Genomic DNA, 15,266 nt, shown 5'->3' with positions numbered 1-15,266 from the left:
ATAATTTTTATTGTATAAATTTCCTTGTTTGTTCTTCATTTGGATAATGATCAAATGAAACATCAATTGAAGTTATCAATAAATCATATTTTGTAATTCCTGAAATCTTTACAGATTTAGACTCATCTGAAATATTTTTTATTGTAAATGTGCCTTCAACTAAACTAGAACTTAGTGAATATAGTGTAAAAGATTCTAATTTACCCTCTCCAACAACTTCATTGTCATAAGAAACAAAAAATTCTATGTTACCTGCTGGAAGTGTTAGCAATGATGGATTTTTAAATTCTAATTCAATTTTGTAATTCGTTTCTATTTTATTTTCATTAATGATCTCATTTTCAGAAAGATTTACAGATATTTGTGATGCTGATTGAATTTATGAATATCCTATTATTCCAACTAATAAGAAAAATACAATTACTGCACTTTTCTTCTTTAATGATGTCATGATAAATTCTCAAAAAATTTTCTTTTAACTTAAAATTAGTAAAAATTCCTAATTATTTGTGTAAAATTTTTGATTTAATCTTAAATCTCATTAGAGCTATCTCAATAAATCAAAATTAACTCAATTATTCTCATTGGCACGAATAAAGCTTAAACTAGGTGAGAACGAAATTGAAGTTGATTCTAGAGATTTCTACGTTGATAATCAAACATTAGGCGAAATAATTGATAATATTTCTCAATATATGCCAGAAAATCAAGCAAAAATTGTATATGAATCTGATTTTAAACAAACTTCCACTAATAATGATACTGGTTTGGAATCATTAGATGATGCAGAAACATTTGAGCCAGAATTTAATGAACCAAAGCATATTCAATCTAGTGAAATTTTGTCAAAACTAAAAATTTTAGAAACCAGTAAATTTTTTGATTCACCACGATCAGTTGGTGAAACTGTTCAACAACTTAGAGAATATGGGTGGGCTACTAGTATATTAGATGTTTCAAAAGCATTAGCAAAAATGGCTTTAACTAAAAAATTCACTAAAATTTCAATTGAAAACCAAATTCGTTATTCAATTGAATCAATCCCTTTATCTAATTAGAAGAATAGTTGCATTTTGAACAATTAGAAAAAATTTCACCATCTAGATGATCAAAATGTGTATTACATTCCTGACACGTGTGATGCATGTCAAAATATCCATCTTTTTCAGTAATTCCTATTTTATGTGATTCTAGATTTGTGCTTTTACACTTTATACAATGACAACCACATTCCATTTTCATGATTTTTCTCAGATAATGTATGTATAGTTTCTATATCTATACAAATCATTGGATAAAAAACGTGAAGTTCCAATAGAAATAGATGATCATTTCAAACTTTTTGGGAAAGAACCATGGGAAGTTGAATATGGTGAAAAATGTCTCATTTGTGATGTTAGAATAGATGAATATGGTTTTTGTTCATGTGGCTCTAGCGGAGAGTAAATTTTCTCATTAATGGAACAGTCAAAATTATCATAAATCCCATTATTAATGGAATAAACATTGAAAATTCTGGAATCACTGTGGTTCCGACTATTGTAATTTGGCCTGGTGTTTCAGGCTTTAAATTTAGTGAAACAATATTTCCTTCTCTAACAAATTTTGAATATTTTATTTTTTCATCATCTAATAATATAACATATGGGCCACCTAACAATTCTTCTGACATTGAAATAGTTACGAATTCGTTTTCATCATTTACTTGAAAACTAATACTTTTTTCTGGTTGATTAAAATTAAAATATTGAATTTCTGAATTTGTAATAATTTCTACATCAAATTCATTTTCTTCCCATGTAACTTTTTTCATTATTTTTGATTCATCATTATAAAATTCAATTTCTGCAATTCCTCCACCATTAATTGAAATTCCTTTTTTATTATCTAAAAATATTAAATTATTATTCACAAAAATCAATTCAACTGATTCATCAAATAAAACACTAAATTTTTTTGGATAAGAAATTTCAGTACTAAATAAGTTGTCATCTAAACTTGCATTTTCTAAATTGTATTCTATTATTGTAGTTAGTTTTGATGGTAAAACAAGTATGGATTCATTTCCAAGTCCATCATTTCCAATTCCAGATTCTATTTTTTCCCCTAACTCATTTGTTACAATCAAATTTGAAACGTCACCAGTAAATAGTGGTACCGAACCGGGCATTTTTGAAGAACTAATTAAATGTCTAACATCAATTTCTCCATCTAAGTTAATTTTTACTTCAATTGATTCTTGCTTTAATTCAGAACCAATTGTTAACTGTCCATAAACTGTTGGAATTACAGTAATTAATCCAAAAATTAAGATTGCAGAAATTATTTTTGTGTTCATTTATTCTAAAGTAATTTTTGTCATTACAACTTTTTCTAGCGGACAATCATTTCCATCTCTATCCATATTGACAATTTTATCTGCCACATCCATACCTTCTTTGACTTGACCAAATACTGTGTATTGTCTATCTAAAAATGCACTATCTGATGTAACAATGAAAAATTGTGAGCCTGCACTATCTGGATCTTGTGCTCTTGCCATAGATACAATTCCTCGTAAATGTGATCTTGAACTAAATTCTGCTTTAACATTATACCCTGGTCCGCCCATTCCCCAAGAACCCTTATTGTCAGTTTTTGTATTTGGGTCTCCTCCTTGAATCATAAATCCAGGAATTACTCTATGAAATAGTGTTCCATCATAAAATCCATCTTTAGCTAATTTTTCAAAATTTCTTACAGTTTCTGGAGCTAAGTCTGGTAATAATTCAAATGAAATTTTTCCATGGTTAGTTTCAATATTTGCAGTTGTCATAAAGTTGAGGAAATTAAATTATCATAAAAGTCTTTTTGATAATTCATCTGAACTTTTTCTATACTAGATTTTTTTAAAAAAATTACAAATTGTTTTTGTATTAACTGTAATAGAAATTAAGATTTTATTTTTTGTTATTAGAGAAAATTATTTCTGATATCCAATTTTTCTAAATTTTCAAGTTATAGTGTTATATAGATCGATGAGAAATATGATCTATTGAGTCGTACCAACCAAAGCACGATAATTAAAGAAGCAATTAATTCCTATTTAGATAAAGGAGTTACTGACAAACAAGACATCTATACCAAAGTAGTTGATGAACTCGGTGTTCCAAGACCTACAGTACGAAGGGTTGCAAGAGATCTAAGAACTGAATTATTACAAAAGATCCAAATCTTACAATCTGATATGCCTAAAATCTCTAGTACTCCTGAAGAATCAGAGTAAAATCAACTCCTTTTCCTTTTTAATTCTTTTATTTTCTGATAACTAGCATTACTATTATAAAGAATGAATTTTTGCATTAAAATATGGGATATTGGAAAAATCATATGGCAACCATCATTACAGCAGGATTTGCTGCAGTATTAACTGGACTTTGGCCACCATTCTATGATTATGCACCAATTCTAAATTTCGTCTTTATCATGGCAGTTCCAATAACATGGTTTTTGGCTTTAACTTGTTGGATATCTCAAAAAAGTGTAGATTATGCAACAAATCATGGTCATGATCATGTTGTTCACCAAAAAAAAAGCTTGAGTAATTCACAAACTGTTCAAGTAGAAGTTCCAAAACAAATTAACTTATCACAAATTCAACAAATTCAAAACGAATTATCTGGAGAATTAGATGAATTAAAATCATCTGTAGAACTAAAAGATGATGAAATTGAAAGACTAAACCAAGAAATTTCTAACCTCAAAACACTTGTACAAATTGAATCACTAAAAGCTGAATTAGCAAATCTAAAGGCTTTATCATCTAAAAGAAAATAATTTTAATCTTTACAGTGGCAAGTAATTATACCGTGATTTCCTTTACATTTAGGACAGCTTACTGCTCCACCATAATGACATTTACATGAACATAATTCAGTTGGATCTTTTTTTAAACTCAATATACTTAGTTAACAAGAATGGTATTTGACTTTTGCAATATTGGAATAAATTTTAATTTCTATTCTTTTTTTAATTTAGATGCAAGTTGTAATGTTTCATCTACCATTTCTTTTAATCTACTTTTTATATCTTCATCTGAAATTTGATTATTTGTAAATATTTCAGTTGTAAGATATACTGCATTTGGATTTGTAATTACTCGAAAGTATGATAACAATTATGTAATCATTGTTTGAACATCAACAAAACCAATATTTCCAGCAGCTAAAATTACCATTCCTGCAATTTTACCTTCAGTTTTTTTATAATCAACATATTCAAAGAGATTTTTTAATGCAGAGCTAAATAACGAGTTATAAATTGGCAAACCAATCAACACATATCTGCTTCCATTATGTCTTTTGCAGCATTCTTTGTTGCTTCATTATTTTCTACATCATCCTCTATAACATTCAATTTCTCCTTCTGAAAGGCTGATGAATTTTGTCTCTGGATTTTTTGATTTTGTATACTCGTTAACATACTTCATAATTATCTGTGTATTGGCAGTTTTTCTTGGACTACCTGAAATGACTACCATTTTCATAATTTTGACTAATGTTCTTTGTATTTGATATCTGCAATTTTTAAAATTAAACGGGCTTGGAGGGCTTCGATCCCTCGACCTGTAACTTAGGAGGCTACTGCGCTATCCATGTTGCGCGTCAAATTTGACTCTGCGCTACAAGCCCAGCAGAAAAAACCTTCTAAATTATTTAAGCCTAATCAAGATTAGTTTGAATCAAATCTTGAATTTCTTTCCAATCCGAATTTTCTTTATCTTCCCAATTTTCGTAATATACAACATCTTTTAGATCTAATCTTGGTAACCATTTTGCAGTTTCAAGATCTGGTTTGTCTGCAAATTCATTGACATATCCTAAACACAAGTATGCCACAGGAACTACGTGCTCTGGTAACTTGAGAGTATCTTTTAGAGTTTCGTTTGATAAAATACTTACCCAGCCTAATCCGACTCCTTCAGTTCTTGCTGACAACCATAAATTTTGAATTGCACAACATACACTGTATAGTCCAGCTTCAGGAATACTAGATCTACCTATTACAAATGGACCAAATTTTGTTGGGTCATATGTTACACAAAGATTAACAGGTGATTCTAAAATTCCTTCTAGCTTAAAGGATATGTATTTTGATTTTTTGGGTTCTTCAACTATTTGTGAAGAACGTCTTTTTTCCTCATCAAATGACTCTTTGATTTTCTTTTTAGTTTCTTGATCTTTAATTAAAATAAAATTCCATGGTTGAGAAAATCCTACTGATGGTGCATGATGTGCAGCATGAAGAATTTTTGATAATTTTTCATCTTCAATTGGTTTTGATATGAAATGTGATCTTACGTCCCTTCTGGAATAAATTGCCTTGTAAAAGCCTCTTTTTTCCTCATCAGTAAATTCCTCTTTCATGTTTATACCTATTTTCTCTTTTTATTCATCTTTTCTTTTTTTAAACGTTAATAATGTCTGAACCTTGATTTTAACTTCAAAGGGCCGGTGGTCTAGTTTGGTTATGATACTGCCTCGACACGGCAGTGACCGAGAGTTCAAATCTCTCCCGGCCCATTTTATCTATTTTTCAGTTCTGAATTCATTTTCACCAACACTCCATGTTGTTTGAGTGGTGATGATGCCTTCAGCAACAAATTTTGTTACTTTGTTATTTGTCATGTCTTCATAAATCGTTGAACTAACATCAACTTTATTCAAAACAAATGTACTTTTCAATGGAACCTCAGAACCTGCATAAAAAATTGCTCTTCCTGGTAAAGCTATATCTTCTGTAGAATATTCTCCAGACCCTAATAGTTGATCATCTCCAAATAATTCATATGCAATTGATGAAACAGTAAATGTTTTCTCACTAGGATTTTTTACAAGAAATGTAATGTTAAATTTTGATTCATTTTCTCCAGATTCTCTTAATGTGATATCTGTTAATTGTATTTCAACTTGGTTTAATGATTCATTATCTAAACTTGCATAATATACAATTCCTCCCATTAAAGCTAAAACTCCAGCTATTGCTGCATAAACTGTTAGTCTACTTTGTAATGCCAACTTAGTTTGACTTTTCATCTACAAGTAAAAAATGTTGTCAAGATCCAAATACATAATATTTGATAGAGTATTTGGTTAAACATGGCTGCAATAGAACATGCAATTCTTACATGGATTCATCTTGTTTGTGCTGCAATATGGGTTGGAGGTTCACTTTTTATTGGAATTGTTTTTTCACCGCTTCTAAAAACTATGACTAATTCTATACAAGAAAGAATGCAAATAATGATTAAAGTTGGAAAACGATTTAACAAAATTGCTGTACCGTCATTAATTATTATGATGGCAACTGGTTTGTATAATTCACATTTAATTTTAGGTAAACCCAATATTCTTTTTGAAACAAGTTATGGTCAATTCTTAATTATTAAAATAATACTTGTTATTGTATTAATTATTACATATGCTGTACATGTTAGAGTGATTCGCAAAGATGTTGAAGAAAAAATCATGTCAAATCAAATGTCAGAACCTGAAATTCAAACATTACGAAAAAAAATTATTATTCTTGGTGAAATAACTGTGGTTCTCTCACTTGCAATTCTATTTTTTGCATCTTTACTTGATGCTGGTGTTTGATACTCCTTCAATTATTACTTCAAAACCATTTGAAATTTTTCCAATACCATACTTACATCCGGTAATTTTTGATGTTACAAACAAATTTGTTTCTAAATGCTTTGTAATTTCCTTAACTTCAAATTTTGTTTTGCCTGAGCCTAAACTTGCAGGTACTACTAACATATCTGCCAGATTTTTATCTGCCCCCAAAGAATTATCTAAAATTTCTTCAATATCCAAATCAAATTTTTGTGTATTTTTATCAAATAATCCATCAACCCCAATAATTGAATTTTCATCAAGACTGTAAATTAGTACCGAAGCTCCAGAATCACTTGCTTCTTCTTCTTTGATTTCAATTTCAATTTGAAAATTATGCTCTTTAATTTTTTCTTCAATTTCTTTAATTTTTTCTTCAATAATTTGTATTGGAATTTTTGAAAATGTACATTTCAATTTCAATTTCTGTTTTTTTCTTTTAGATAATTTAATTGGTTTTATTTTTGATGGTTCTACTTCTAGTTTTATTATTCCTTGACCTTTTGGATAATATCCCCTTTTTGTTATTTCAATTTGAAATCTTATTCCCATTTTAGAATATGCATCTTTGAGTACATATTTTGTATAATTCATTGTTGGACTCCATAAAACATCTGTACCTCCTTTGATTAGCAAATTTAGTTTTTTTTGTGAAATTGAGACTACGGGGATTAAAACTTGTAAAATTAAAGAAATACTTCCAGCTGTTTTTACATCTTCAATTAATTCTAAATTTTTAATTTCTCCTGGAATAAATTTTAATTCTGTTGAGCCAACTGTGTCGCCAATTACTTTTGCATTTGAAATTTTTTGTAAAATTCTAATTGCTGTAAGATGTTGAGGTTTTAGTCCTCCATTTTTTCTATTCTTTCTGATATTTTCTAAATGAATTGGTTGATTTGTAATGCATGATAATGTGATTGCTGAACGTACAATTTGCCCCCCACCTTCTCCATGAGCTCCATTAATTTTTAAAAAATTCATATTTTTTACTTATTAACACTCTTTATGATAGTTTTTTAAAAAGTCATTTCCTATATTTTCTATGAATGGTTTGTTAATAGGAAGATTTCAACCATTTCATTTAGGTCACCTTGCAGCATTACAATTTGCATTATCAAAAGTTGATAAACTTTGGTTAGGCTTAGGTAGTTCAAATAAACCAATGGAAAAAACCAATCCCTTTACTGTTGAAGAAAGACGACAGATGATTTTGTCTTCTATTGATGATTCAATTAAAAACAAAATTTCAATTTATTCAATTCCAGATTTAGATAATCATGTTAAATGGATTGAAAATATTGATACCATAGTTCCAGATTATCAAATTGTTTTTTCAAACGATCCAATGACTGAACATTTGTATTCAAAAAGAAATGTCAAAGTACTTTCAATTCCTTTTTTAAAAAGGAATCAATTATCTGGAACTAGAATTAGAAATTTAATTTATAACGATCAAAAATGGGAAAATTTTGTTCCAGAAGGTACAAAAAATTTTTTACTTAACACTAGTGCTAAAGATCATCTAAAAAATCTCTAATTATAAATACACCCCGACTACATAATTAGATAGATAATAATGGAATATCTTTCTATGCTCCCTGGTCCAACTAATGTACCAAATCGAGTAATGAGGGCTATGCTTGCACCAATTATTAATCATAGAAGTGATGATTTTGTAGAATTATACACTGATGTAGTTGATAAAACTCAAAAAGTATTTCAAACACAAAATGATATTGTAGCACTTTCTGCATCTGGAACAGGTGCTGTTGAAGCAGGAGTAATTAATGTAGTTAAGAAAGGCGATAAAGTAATAATTCCAGTTAATGGTGAATTTAGTACTAGATTATCTCAATTAATTGAGGGTCAAGGTGCAAATGTAATTAAACTTCAGACTCCACCAGGAGAAAATGCAACTTTTGATCAAGTAAAAGAGGCATTTGATAATAATAAAGATGTTAAAGCATTCTATGTTGTTCACAATGAAACGTCTACTGGAACAATGGTAAATTATCTTGATAAAGTATCTGATTTAACATCTAGAAATGATGCAATGTATGTTGTAGATTCTGTTTCTCTACTTGGTGGTGCTAATCTTGAAGTAGATAAATGGAATATTGATGTCTGTCTAACTGGTTCTCAAAAAGCAATTGCAGCTCCTCCTGGAATTTCTCCAGTTTCTGTTAGTGCTAAAGCCAAAAAATACATGATTGAAAATCCTCCACCTACACACTACTTCAATTTAGCAAGATATTTCAAATATTATGATGAAGAAAAACACACTCCATTTACACCTGCATTACCATTGATGTATGCATATCGAGAAGCCCTATCAATAATGTTAGAAGAAGGATTACAAAATGTCTTTAATCGTCACAAAGTTTGCTCTGATGCCTTGTACTCTGGATTAAGTGCAATTGGATTAACACCATTTGCAAAAGAAGAAGATCGTTCAATTTCTATTGTTGCATTAAACTATCTCGATGGATTAGAAGACAAAATTTTCAGAAGCACGCTAGCTGATAAATTCAAAGTGTTAGTTGCAGGCGGTTTTGGCAATCTTAAAGGTAAAGTATTCCGAGTTGGATGTATGGGTGAAGTAAGTCCATATCATGTAATGAGAACTATTTCAGCAATTTCATCAACTTTAGCAATGATGGGATATGAGACTGATGCAGCAGCAGGACTCAAAACTGCAGAAGATAAACTAAAAGCTCTTCCTAACCCTTCTTAAAATTAAGAACGTTTAACTAATATAAGGAAATTCGAAAACGATCACATTGACTTTTGATAAAGGCTCATTAATCTTAGTTGATTATACTGCAAAAGTAAAAGATGATGATGAGGTATTTGATACCACTCTAGAAGCAGATGCAAAAAAATATTCACTTCATGAGGAAAATGCAAAATATCATCCTAAACTAGTTTCAATTGGTGAAACATCTTATCCTGTGTTAAAAGGATTTGATGAAGCATTAGCAAAAACATCAGTTGGAGATAAGCTTACAATTGAAGTAACACCTGACAAGGGTTTTGGTGCAAGAGATTCTACAAAAGTTAGAATGATTCCACTAAGAAAATTAGGTGAAGATGCAGAAAAAGTTTCAGTTGGTGATACAATTGAAGTTGATAATAAAAGAGGAATTATTCGCTTTATTGGTTCAGGTAGAGTTCAAATTGATTATAATCATAGATATGCAGGAAAAACAATTCTTTATGATGTTAATGTACTCAAAGCTTTAGATACACCAAATGATAAAGTTGATGCAATTCTAAAAGAACGACTCCCAGTTGAAGATAGTAAAATTGCTTTTGATTTGAAAGATAAGGAAGCAAGTATTACAATTCCTGAAGATATTTTACGTGCTGATGGTTTACAAATAATGAAACATTTTATCCAAATGGATATTTTCAAATTTGTTAATACATTAGAAAAAATCAGTTTTGTTGAAACTCACATCAACAAACAAGCTCCTGCCAAGAAACCTGAAGCAAAAGAAAAAACTTCTTAAATTAAATAACTTTTGTTGATTTTGCCAGATTCAATGCTGTTTTTTTAGTCATAATTTTTTCTTTTAAGATTGTGTAACGTTGAGGTCTTAATCCTTGCGCCATTATCAAAGCTTCAATAATTTTATCCGATTCTATTCCAATTTGTTTTGCTGTTGTTGGTGCACCTACATCTTTTAACGTTTTAATAATTTTTTTCCAATCTTGTCCTTGTAATTTTGCTATCATAATAGAACCAATTCCACATTTTTCTCCATGAAGTCCAATTCCTGGAGCAATTTTATCAAGTGCATGTGAAAATAGATGTTCTGCCCCAGAACATGGTCTACTGCTTCCAGCAATACATGATGCAACTCCTGCACTAATTAATCCCTCTACAACTACACGATGATCTATTCCTTTACGTGCAAATTCTGAAGAATTTTCCATGACAATTTTTGCACTCATCATTGCCAAGTCTGCAGCATATCTTCCATAGTATTCTTTTTTCTTTTTATGACCTAATTGCCAATCTTTTACAGCTATAATATTTGCAATAAGATCTCCACAACCACTAGCCAATAATTTTGATGGAGCTTTTTTAATTACATCTATGTCTACAAAAACTCCTAATGGAGCTGATGCTACAATTGAATGAGGTTTATCACTTTTCACAGAAACAAACGGACTTGCCATTCCGTCATGTGATGCAGCAGTTGGTAAGCTAACAAATGGTATGGATAAATTAAATGAAACTAGTTTTGCAGTATCTACCGAACGACCTCCTCCGATTCCTATAATTAAATCTGAATTATCTCTCTTAACAGATTTTTGAATTTTATCAATTGATTTTATTTGATTGTCAATTGATGTATGCCAAATATGTTGAATTTTCTTAATTTTTAGTGATTTTTCTATTTTAGATTTTAAAACATTTTGAACATTTGTTCCACTAATCAATGAAACTTTTTTTGGTTTATTTAATGAATATAGGAATTTTCCAAAGTCTTCGATATTTTTTTCCCCGATCTCTATTAGTCTAGGTAATTCCATTGTGTGTGATTGCATGCGATCCTCCTTTTTCTTCATTATTTATCATTTCAATGGATCAAAAAGTTATTTAAAAGGGTGACATGACATTTACTTTATCTTAAGAGGTATATTTTGTCTACAAACGTTGAAGAAAAAATTTTGCATGGGACTACTACAGTAGGTATTAAGGCAAAAGATGGTGTAGTTTTGTGCGCAGATATGAGGGCCAGTGCTGGATACTTTATTGCAAATAATAATACGATGAAAATTCAGCAAATTGACAAGCATGCAGGTTTAACTTTAGCAGGTGGTGTTGCAGATGCACAAAACATTGTAGATGTTTTACGATATCATTCTAATTTACACAGAGTAGATAAACAAAATTCAATATCTATTCATTCTCTAGCAAGACTCTGTTCATTAATCTTCCATCAAAATAGAGGATATCCTTTCATGGCCGATATTTTACTCGGTGGTTATGATGCAAGTGGTCCTGCATTGTTTAATGTTGATATGTTTGGTTCTGTTGAAGAGAAATCTTATGTTACCACTGGAAGTGGCTCTCCAGTAGCTTATGGTTTATTGGAAGAAGAATATCGAAATGACCTCACAGTTGAAGAGGCAAAAAAAATAGCTTTAAGAGCTGTTAAAGCTGCAATTGTTAGAAACATTGGTACTGGTGATGGAATAAACATCGCAGTAATGGACAAAGATGGATTCCGTCTATTAACCGATGAACAAAAGAAAGCAGTTATCGAACTTTGATTTAATGCAAAAAAAACAACCTCCAAAAGAATTACCTCCTAGTAGCCAGAATATAATGGCAACCATACTGCAAAGTATGCCAAAAGAAGCTAGTATCACAAAAATCGAATATGAAGGACCAAGAATTGCACTTTATACAAATTCACCTAGATATCTTTTAGAAAACAATGAAACAATTTCAAAACTTGTTAATATTATCAAAAAACGAATTGTTATTCGAACTGATGAATCCATAAGAAAACCAGAAGATGAATGTAGAAAAATTATTGCAGAGCATGTACCAGAAGAGGCCAACTTACAAGCTACTCTTTTTGATACATCAACTGGTGAAGTATCAATTGAAGCAAAAAGACCTTGGTTGTTACAAAGAAATGCCAAAGAATTCAATCATGCAGATTTAACAGAAAAAATTGGATGGCGATTAAGAATTAGAAAAGCTACTACCGTTCCATCTAGAACTATTCAAACAATTAATGCAACTCTAAAACAAGCTTCTGGTGAAAGAAGTAAACAAATGAAACAAGTTGGTGATGATATTTTTAGACCTCGCTTGTCACAAAGAACTGAAGTATCTCTTCATACTCTTGGTGGTTTTGGTCAAGTAGGTAGATCTTCAATGCTGTTATCTACACCAGAAAGTAAAATTTTAGTTGATTGTGGCATTAATCCTGGTGCACGTTCTCCAATGGACTCATACCCACGACTTGATTCTTTAGATATCACATTAGATGAACTTGATGCTGTAGTAATTGGACATGCTCATTTAGATCATACCGGATTTTTACCTGCCCTATGCAAATATGGTTACAAAGGTCCGATTTATTGTAGTGAACCAACATTGCCTATGATGAACTTAATTCAACTAGATGCAATTAAAGTTGCAGCAGCACAAGGTAGAACCCCAATGTATGCTGAAAGAGATGTAAAGCAAGTAATGAGACAAACCATTACTTTACCCTATGGAACTGTAACTGATATTTCACCTGACATAAAATTAGTACTTGCTAATGCAGGGCATATTCTTGGTTCTGCATTATGTCATTTCCATATTGGTAATGGTGATCACAATTTTGTATATTCTGGTGATATCAAATTTGGAAAAAGTATTTTATTTGAAGCTGCAAGTTGGAATTTTCCTCGAGTAGAAACATTACTAATTGAAAGTACATATGGTCTTAGAGAAGATGTGCAACCTACAAGACAACAAGTAGAATCTTCTTTTATCAACGCAGTAAACAATACTTTGGCAGATGGAGGTAAAGTCTTAATTCCAATTCCTGCAGTTGGTCGTGCACAAGAAATCATGATGGTCATTGATCATTACATGAAATCTGGTGAAATGGTTGAGGCTCCAGTTTTTACTGAAGGCATGATCTCTGAAGCATCAGCAATCCATGAATCTTATCCTGAATATCTTGCACGAGAATTAAAACAGAAAATTTTAGAAACAGATGATAATCCATTTGATTCTGAGTACTTTACAAATATTGAACATGCTGATGCCAGAGAAGAACCAATGAGAGAAAACTCTCCATGTATAATTTTAGCAACATCTGGAATGTTAGAGGGTGGACCAGTTTTAGAATATTTCAAAAATATTGCTCCTGATCCAAAAAACAAAGTCGTGTTTGTTTCTTATCAAGTTAATGGAACTTTAGGAAGACGTGTACTTGATGGTTCTAAACAAGTTTCTATGTTGGGAAAAGAAGGTAAAGTCGAAGTTGTTTCTGTAAATTGTGGAGTTGAAAAACTAGATGGATTCAGTGGACATAGTGATTACAATCAACTAATGTCATTTGTACAAAGACTACGACCAAAACTTCGTCGTGTTTTAGTTAATCACGGTGAACGCTCAAAATCAGAAAACCTTGCTATGAATATTAGAAGAACCTTCAAACTCCCTGCTCATTATCCTCAAGTTCAAGAAGCTATAAAATTATTTTAAATCGTATTCTGGTTTCCAGATCTTTATGCTAGATGGAGTAACAATAATTCTTTCTTCACCTAATCTTGCAATATCTGCATCAGCTGTTTTAGCAATCGAATACAATTCTTCTACAACTTTACGTAATTGATCCACATCTTTTTGTGCCAATGGTGTAACTCTAAGTATCAAAATTATTCCTTTTTTGATATCCTCCTTAATAGAATGTACGTCGCTACTATCTCTAATTGTAATTGCCTTTAGATATGTAGGATTTTCTTGCTTTTGCATTATGATTAAAAATGAGATCTACTCCCTCAAAAACTCTTCCTTAGTTTTAACTAATTTTTCAAATTTTTCACGCCTACATTCTAAATTGAATGTATGATTCTTCTTTTGCACTTTCTGAAGTAATTTCTTCAACTGAATCATTCTGTTTAATCGAAACAATTGCTGTATTGTCATTTGGTGCATCAGAATATCTTAAAGTGACAGATGCTGCAAATTGAAGATGTTTTTTGGAATTTGTTCCGCGTAAAATTGAAACTGGACCAACGAAATCTTTTGCTTCAAGTAATGTGTCATCTGGTAATGCAATTGCTTTTATCATTTCATTTTCATCTTTATTTCTCCCAACAACAAATTTTGTTTCTTGATCTAATCTGAAATGTCTTCCAATTTTTAATAAATCGATATCATTTATTGTTGGATTTTTTGTATGTTCAAACAAATCTTTTGCTTTAATTCCAAATTGTGGTTCTGTTAACAAACAACCACCTCCAGCATTTGGTGGATTTTCAATTCCATATTTTTTTGCCATGTCTAATTGATTTCTTCTTGTTCTTCCTCTAATCATTCCAAGATTTTCTCTTTTGATCAAACCATCTTTTTCAGGATCTGTTTCTGGTAACAATGCAGCAGATAGTGGTCTTACTATTTTTCCAACTAAATCTGATTCTTTTTCAATTGTACGTAATGCAGGTGCATGTTGGCTCATTGGTCTTTGTCCTAATACTTCACCAGAAATAATAAACTCTGCACCAATTTCTTCCATGTGTTTTTTTGCTGCATCAAACATCATAGATCTACAATCAATACATGGATTAAATCCTGCACCAATTCCATGTTTTGGTTTTTTTAACATTTCAATATATTCATCACCTAGATAAACAGTTTTTAGATTTACATCAAGATCATCTGCTCGTTCTCTAATTTCAAAACCGCATCCTCTTCCACAATCAAAATCACAAAATGGAGTTTTTATTGCAACTGCAGAAACATCAAACCCTTGCTCTTGCATCATCTTAATTGCAAGTTGACTATCCAAACCACCAGAAAGTAATGCAACTACTTTCTTTTTCTTTTCTTCAGTCACGATAATGATTTTCCAAATTTCC

General features: G+C 30.7%; 20 protein-coding genes, 2 tRNA genes and 1 pseudogene. 11 read left to right on the top strand and 12 right to left on the bottom strand.

Annotated elements, in window-relative coordinates; all coding sequences use genetic code 11:
• Positions 1 to 7 precede the first annotated feature (7 nt).
• Positions 8 to 271: a hypothetical protein gene (locus AW732_RS08945; protein WP_253805583.1), complete on the bottom strand. Its 264-nt coding sequence runs from the start codon at positions 269 to 271 to the stop codon at positions 8 to 10.
• Positions 272 to 584: 313 nt separating this feature from the next.
• Here AW732_RS08945 and AW732_RS06085 point away from each other — a divergent pair, with 313 nt between their 5' ends.
• Both AW732_RS06085 and AW732_RS08765 read left to right on the top strand, forming a co-directional pair.
• Positions 585 to 1,058: a hypothetical protein gene (locus AW732_RS06085; RefSeq protein ID WP_067960023.1), complete on the top strand. Its 474-nt coding sequence runs from the start codon at positions 585 to 587 to the stop codon at positions 1,056 to 1,058.
• 232 nt (positions 1,059 to 1,290) lie between these two features.
• Entirely contained in the window at positions 1,291 to 1,446 is a 156-nt protein-coding gene (locus tag AW732_RS08765) for a hypothetical protein (protein ID WP_172790408.1), read from the top strand.
• On the opposite strand, the gene AW732_RS06075 is transcribed toward AW732_RS08765, so the two are convergent.
• Both AW732_RS06075 and AW732_RS06070 read right to left on the bottom strand, forming a co-directional pair.
• Positions 1,433 to 2,338, bottom strand: a complete 906-nt coding sequence (locus AW732_RS06075) for a hypothetical protein (RefSeq protein ID WP_067960016.1) — start codon at positions 2,336 to 2,338, stop codon at positions 1,433 to 1,435. The two genes, AW732_RS08765 and AW732_RS06075, sit on opposite strands and share 14 nt — an antisense overlap.
• Complete coding sequence (locus tag AW732_RS06070) at positions 2,339 to 2,815, bottom strand: peptidylprolyl isomerase (protein ID WP_067960013.1); 477 nt, start codon at positions 2,813 to 2,815, stop codon at positions 2,339 to 2,341.
• A 219-nt stretch (positions 2,816 to 3,034) separates the two neighbouring features.
• Between AW732_RS06070 and AW732_RS06065 the strand changes: the two genes are divergently transcribed.
• Both AW732_RS06065 and AW732_RS06060 read left to right on the top strand, forming a co-directional pair.
• Complete coding sequence (locus tag AW732_RS06065; RefSeq protein ID WP_067960010.1) at positions 3,035 to 3,265, top strand: hypothetical protein; 231 nt, start codon at positions 3,035 to 3,037, stop codon at positions 3,263 to 3,265.
• Positions 3,266 to 3,348: 83 nt separating this feature from the next.
• Positions 3,349 to 3,816, top strand: a complete 468-nt coding sequence (locus AW732_RS06060) for a hypothetical protein (protein WP_067960007.1) — start codon at positions 3,349 to 3,351, stop codon at positions 3,814 to 3,816.
• Between the two features lie 181 nt (positions 3,817 to 3,997).
• Here the strand turns inward: AW732_RS06060 and AW732_RS08940 are convergent, their stop codons facing one another.
• The 4 genes and pseudogenes from AW732_RS08940 to bluB all read right to left on the bottom strand — a co-directional run bounded on the left by AW732_RS08940 (position 3,998) and on the right by bluB (position 5,405).
• Positions 3,998 to 4,156, bottom strand: coding sequence for a hypothetical protein (locus AW732_RS08940; RefSeq protein WP_253805582.1), 159 nt, complete (start codon positions 4,154 to 4,156; stop codon positions 3,998 to 4,000).
• Positions 4,157 to 4,519, bottom strand: a pseudogene (locus AW732_RS09070) (NAD(P)H-dependent oxidoreductase). It abuts the gene before it with no gap.
• Positions 4,520 to 4,576: 57 nt separating this feature from the next.
• Positions 4,577 to 4,670 (bottom strand) — tRNA-Arg (locus AW732_RS08570).
• 30 nt (positions 4,671 to 4,700) lie between these two features.
• Entirely contained in the window at positions 4,701 to 5,405 is a 705-nt protein-coding gene (gene bluB, locus AW732_RS06050; RefSeq protein ID WP_067960004.1) for a 5,6-dimethylbenzimidazole synthase, read from the bottom strand.
• Between the two features lie 81 nt (positions 5,406 to 5,486).
• Between bluB and AW732_RS06045 the strand changes: the two genes are divergently transcribed.
• Positions 5,487 to 5,561 (top strand) — tRNA-Val (locus AW732_RS06045).
• Between the two features lie 6 nt (positions 5,562 to 5,567).
• Here AW732_RS06045 and AW732_RS06040 read toward each other — a convergent pair.
• Entirely contained in the window at positions 5,568 to 6,074 is a 507-nt protein-coding gene (locus AW732_RS06040; protein ID WP_067959999.1) for a hypothetical protein, read from the bottom strand.
• 63 nt (positions 6,075 to 6,137) lie between these two features.
• On the opposite strand from AW732_RS06040, the gene AW732_RS06035 reads away from it, so the two are divergent.
• Positions 6,138 to 6,635 (top strand): CopD family protein, encoded by a 498-nt coding sequence (locus AW732_RS06035; RefSeq protein ID WP_067959996.1) that lies wholly within the window; start codon positions 6,138 to 6,140, stop codon positions 6,633 to 6,635.
• Here AW732_RS06035 and rtcA read toward each other — a convergent pair.
• A complete protein-coding gene (gene rtcA, locus AW732_RS06030; RefSeq protein WP_067959993.1) occupies positions 6,615 to 7,640 on the bottom strand; it encodes an RNA 3'-terminal phosphate cyclase in 1,026 nt (341 codons plus the stop codon). The two genes, AW732_RS06035 and rtcA, sit on opposite strands and share 21 nt — an antisense overlap.
• 61 nt (positions 7,641 to 7,701) lie before the next feature.
• On the opposite strand from rtcA, the gene AW732_RS06025 reads away from it, so the two are divergent.
• From AW732_RS06025 to AW732_RS06015, 3 genes are read left to right on the top strand one after another with little or no spacing between them, the layout of a single operon-like run.
• Complete coding sequence (locus AW732_RS06025) at positions 7,702 to 8,196, top strand: nicotinamide-nucleotide adenylyltransferase (RefSeq protein ID WP_067959990.1); 495 nt, start codon at positions 7,702 to 7,704, stop codon at positions 8,194 to 8,196.
• A 39-nt stretch (positions 8,197 to 8,235) separates the two neighbouring features.
• Positions 8,236 to 9,393: an alanine--glyoxylate aminotransferase family protein gene (locus AW732_RS06020; protein WP_067959988.1), complete on the top strand. Its 1,158-nt coding sequence runs from the start codon at positions 8,236 to 8,238 to the stop codon at positions 9,391 to 9,393.
• A gap of 46 nt (positions 9,394 to 9,439) precedes the next feature.
• Positions 9,440 to 10,171, top strand: coding sequence for an FKBP-type peptidyl-prolyl cis-trans isomerase (locus AW732_RS06015; RefSeq protein ID WP_067959985.1), 732 nt, complete (start codon positions 9,440 to 9,442; stop codon positions 10,169 to 10,171).
• 1 nt (position 10,172) lies between these two features.
• On the opposite strand, the gene AW732_RS06010 is transcribed toward AW732_RS06015, so the two are convergent.
• Complete coding sequence (locus AW732_RS06010) at positions 10,173 to 11,237, bottom strand: sn-glycerol-1-phosphate dehydrogenase (protein ID WP_067959982.1); 1,065 nt, start codon at positions 11,235 to 11,237, stop codon at positions 10,173 to 10,175.
• 75 nt (positions 11,238 to 11,312) lie between these two features.
• On the opposite strand from AW732_RS06010, the gene psmB reads away from it, so the two are divergent.
• Both psmB and AW732_RS06000 read left to right on the top strand, forming a co-directional pair.
• A complete protein-coding gene (gene psmB, locus AW732_RS06005) occupies positions 11,313 to 11,945 on the top strand; it encodes an archaeal proteasome endopeptidase complex subunit beta (protein ID WP_067959979.1) in 633 nt (210 codons plus the stop codon).
• Between the two features lie 4 nt (positions 11,946 to 11,949).
• A complete protein-coding gene (locus AW732_RS06000) occupies positions 11,950 to 13,890 on the top strand; it encodes a beta-CASP ribonuclease aCPSF1 (protein ID WP_067959976.1) in 1,941 nt (646 codons plus the stop codon).
• Here AW732_RS06000 and sepF read toward each other — a convergent pair.
• Entirely contained in the window at positions 13,882 to 14,160 is a 279-nt protein-coding gene (gene sepF / locus AW732_RS05995) for a cell division protein SepF (protein ID WP_067959973.1), read from the bottom strand. The two genes, AW732_RS06000 and sepF, sit on opposite strands and share 9 nt — an antisense overlap.
• A 73-nt stretch (positions 14,161 to 14,233) precedes the next feature.
• Positions 14,234 to 15,244: a DUF814 domain-containing protein gene (locus AW732_RS05990; RefSeq protein WP_067959971.1), complete on the bottom strand. Its 1,011-nt coding sequence runs from the start codon at positions 15,242 to 15,244 to the stop codon at positions 14,234 to 14,236.
• Positions 15,245 to 15,266: the final 22 nt, after the last annotated feature.

The organism is Nitrosopumilus sp. Nsub (genome assembly GCF_001541925.1).
GTDB lineage: Archaea > Thermoproteota > Nitrososphaeria > Nitrososphaerales > Nitrosopumilaceae > Nitrosopumilus.
Note: the sequence above shows the minus strand (reverse complement) of the source record. Positions and strands in the feature narration are given on the sequence as shown.